This is a genomic window from Bacillus sp. AFS098217, assembly GCF_002551815.1.
Taxonomy (GTDB): domain Bacteria; phylum Bacillota; class Bacilli; order Bacillales; family Bacillaceae_G; genus Bacillus_A.
On record NZ_NVPR01000132.1, the window covers coordinates 1 to 3,003 of the forward strand.

Annotated in this window: 3 protein-coding genes and 1 pseudogene; 3 read left to right on the top strand and 1 reads right to left on the bottom strand. The window is 34.5% G+C overall.

Features of this window, described 5'->3' with window-relative positions:
* The 3 genes and pseudogenes from COO03_RS23595 to COO03_RS27860 all read left to right on the top strand — a co-directional run.
* Window positions 1–414: pseudogene (locus COO03_RS23595) on the top strand (M3 family metallopeptidase); the annotation flags it as partial.
* Between the two features lie 140 nt (window positions 415–554).
* The gene (locus tag COO03_RS23600) at window positions 555–1,088 is read left to right on the top strand and encodes a DinB family protein (RefSeq protein WP_097899436.1); all 534 of its coding nucleotides are present in this window, start codon (window positions 555–557) and stop codon (window positions 1,086–1,088) included.
* A 408-nt stretch (window positions 1,089–1,496) separates the two neighbouring features.
* A complete protein-coding gene (locus COO03_RS27860; protein ID WP_097899437.1) occupies window positions 1,497–1,613 on the top strand; it encodes a DUF6254 family protein in 117 nt (38 codons plus the stop codon).
* Between the two features lie 11 nt (window positions 1,614–1,624).
* Here the strand turns inward: COO03_RS27860 and COO03_RS23610 are convergent, their stop codons facing one another.
* The gene (locus COO03_RS23610) at window positions 1,625–2,833 is read right to left on the bottom strand and encodes an ATP-binding protein (RefSeq protein ID WP_097899438.1); all 1,209 of its coding nucleotides are present in this window, start codon (window positions 2,831–2,833) and stop codon (window positions 1,625–1,627) included.
* Window positions 2,834–3,003 lie beyond the last annotated feature (170 nt).

The window sequence follows — 3,003 nt, forward strand, 5'->3', positions numbered from 1 at the left end:
GGGCTAGGATGCTACACATTATATGAAAATCCAGAGGCATCGCCAGCAGAGCGTAAAGCAGCATGGCGTAATATAGAGAGAAAGTATTTACCACATCGAGACTATGAGGATAATGATTATTTAGAACGTGGTGGATTCTGGCAACGTCAAGGTCATATTTATAACTCGCCTTTCTATTATATTGATTACACATTAGCTCAAATCTGTGCATTACAATTTTGGAAACGTGCACGGGACAATAGACAGGAAGCATGGGAAGATTATGTGAACCTTTGTAAACAGGGAGGAAGTCAATCCTTCCTACAATTAGTAGAAATTGCGAATTTGACATCTCCATTTACAGAGGGTTGTGTACAAGGAGTAATTACGGAGATTCAAGCATGGTTACGTGCGGTAGATGACACAAAATTGTAAAAAACATATACTGTTTTTTTAAGGTTTATCATCGACACATGTATCAAATAATGAGATAATAAAAGAAAATTCAGATTTATTCAAAAGAGGTGTTTCTAAATAAGAAGCACCTCTTTTCACCAAAAAGAGGAGGGAGAATTATGCTTCAATCTAATATGGATGTTAGTTTAGAAACTTTGCTGCAATCATTACAATCTACAAGAAGTACACTGCTATCAGAAATTGAGATGCTAAATGATACAGAAGTGAATGTAAAGCCTCGGCGTGATAAATGGAGTATTATTCAAATTTTGCATCATTTACATCTCATTGAACAATCTGTTACATCAGCTCTTGTATATGCTTTGCAAAAAAAGGAAAGAAAAGAAGCTCCATTCAAAGACCTCCAGCTTACTCTTGATCGGACACACAAACGAGAAGCTCCTCAACAAATGCAACCAACGGAAACACTAATGAAAAAACAACAAGTGATTCAGTTACTTGATCATTCACGACAAGAATTATTGCATACGCTCCATGGTGTTATAGATGAAAAAGAATTACTTGAAAATTCATTAAAGCATCCTGTTTTTCATGAACTTAATTTATATCAATGGGTTCAATTTCTTGATTTACACGAACAGAGACATCTTACGCAATTGAAAGAAGCGAAATATGCTATTTTACAAAGATAGAGTGCGTATCATTTGGAATAAAAGAAGTGAGCCAATAGTTAGTTGGTTCACTTCTTTTATTTTATCCTGCTATTTGCATTCACCTCTAATTTCAGCGGAAATAAAAAAGCTAAGGATGAAGATGAGCACTTGTAAAAGCTCGGCTAGTGAGGACTAATAATTAGTGGGGAGGAAGAGTAATTAGAAAATGAACGTTTTTAAGATCCCCGCCTCAAAATTCAGCAAAAGCAAAGAAGTTAGGTGGGGAATCAACTGCCCGTAAAAGTCCGATTGGTTCAACTAATAATCAGTGGGAGATGAAGAAAACACCCACTGATTAAAGTTTCACTTTATATATTGGAGTAATGCATATTTTTTCTTCTTATTTTGGAATAATACATGAGGAAAGGATAAGAAGGAGCTGAGAGTATGTCAAAGAAGAAAAAAGAAGAAGAACGTGCTTGGAAAGCGCGAAAAGAAAATCAAAAACCACATGGAAAAGTAAAGACTTTTGCTGAACTTGTGGATGAAACTGAAAAAACGTGATGATCATTTCATCACGTTTTTTGTATGAGTGGAAAAGTTAATAGGAAGGTTGTACCAATGCCTTTTTCACTTGTAATATCAATTTTTCCATCCATTGCTTTGACGACGCTGAATACGACCATCATTCCAAGTCCGGTTCCTTTCTCTTTCGTAGAATAGAAAGGAGAGCCAAGGCGTTTCATTTGTTCTGGATCCATACCGATTCCATTGTCTTTTATATACAATCGTATATGTTTATGATCAGGCACTAATGTGAGAATCAGGTCACCACCTTTAGGCATAGCTTCAATACAATTTTTAAGAATATTTAACAAGCATTGGTTGAATTTTTGTTTTTCGCCAGAAATAAGAAACGGGCTACTTTGTTTTATGTAATGTATACGAACATTTGCTAAATTAGCTAGTGGCGTAATAAGAGATAGTGCATGAAGTAATTCATCTTCTAGTTGTAACACTTGTTCTTTCTCAATACTTGGTTTTGCAAATGTTAAATAATCTGTGAGAACATGATTTGCTTGTTCAATCCCATGGATAGCTATTTCTGTATATAACTTTCGATCTTTTTCAGAGCAGTCGTCAGATTGTAGAAGTTGTAAAAAACCTTTTGTTGAAGTTAAAGGATTACGAATTTCATGGGAAATAGAAGCAGCCATTTCCCCAATAAGATGAAACTTCTCAGCGTTAATAAGTTCTTCCTGTAAACGAATTTGCAATTGAAGTATGTTCAATAAATACAGAATAAGAATTGTACCAATTATTGCACATAGTTCATACGCAACAATATAAGGAAGATAGTATTCAGAATTAGGTACTTTGAGAAGAAAAGCAGGAACCCAAACGAATCCATATGTAAGACTATATAAAATGGCAAGTATAATTTTTATATGATTCGATCCTTTGTTGAAAAATTTATATGTGGAAAGTAGGACGACATATAAAAGAATAGAACCGACGGCGGATGGAAAGACTCCTATTCCTCCTATTAAGAAACGGTATATGTTTAATACAATTAAAATGGCCCCACCGGCAACAGGGCCTCCAGTTAAAGTACTGATAACTAATACGATATGACGCATATCAAATTGAAATCCATTAGTTGTTTTTGCAGCAAAAGAAATACAAAGAATTGTGGCAACGCTGCAAAATAATATAAACATAGTTGAATTCAGTTTAGGCGAATGTTTCCCTTTTTGATTCCAAAACAAGTGATACATTAGCATCATAACGAGGATCGATAATATGTTTAAAAAGAGGTAAATAATAAAGTGTTTCAGATGCATGTCCGCCTTTCTATTTTTTGTATATATACATCAATTAAAAAAACAACATAAAACCCCTCTTTTTAGGTGGAAGAGAGCATCTGGCCATGTATAGAAGTAAAGTGTACCCT

Bases quoted from the DNA above. Each gene is read 5' to 3' on its own strand.
- COO03_RS27860 (WP_097899437.1), top strand. From the start codon at position 1,497: ATGTCAAAGAAGAAAAAAGAAGAAGAACGTGCTTGGAAAGCGCGAAAA.
- COO03_RS23610 (WP_097899438.1), bottom strand. From the start codon at position 2,833: ATGCTAATGTATCACTTGTTTTGGAATCAAAAAGGGAAACATTCGCCT.
- COO03_RS23600 (WP_097899436.1), top strand. From the start codon at position 555: ATGCTTCAATCTAATATGGATGTTAGTTTAGAAACTTTGCTGCAATCA.